Raw genomic sequence first — 270 nt, forward strand, 5'->3', positions numbered from 1 at the left:
TACAGGCTTGTAGCTCAGGTGGTTAGAGCGCACCCCTGATAAGGGTGAGGTCGGTGGTTCAAGTCCACTCAGGCCTACCAGATTTTCCCTGAATACTGCGTTGTGAAATGACTCACATACTTTAAGTATGCTTCGTCATTCCACGCCTTGTCTCAGGAAAAATCATCGGTAAGAGGTTCTGACTGTACTGTATGGGGCTATAGCTCAGCTGGGAGAGCGCCTGCTTTGCACGCAGGAGGTCTGCGGTTCGATCCCGCATAGCTCCACCAT

At 51.5% G+C, this 270-nt stretch carries 2 tRNA genes; both read left to right on the top strand.

Annotation, left to right across the window (positions count from 1 at the left end):
• The first annotated feature begins 3 nt into the window (after positions 1-3).
• A tRNA-Ile gene (locus OGX80_RS00585) sits at positions 4-80 on the top strand.
• Positions 81-193: 113 nt separating this feature from the next.
• Positions 194-269, top strand: a tRNA-Ala gene (locus OGX80_RS00590).
• The last annotated feature ends 1 nt before the right edge of the window (position 270 follow it).

Origin of the sequence: Citrobacter sp. CK194 (genome assembly GCF_030333395.1) — a bacterium.
Taxonomy (GTDB): Bacteria; Pseudomonadota; Gammaproteobacteria; order Enterobacterales; family Enterobacteriaceae; genus Citrobacter_B; species Citrobacter_B koseri.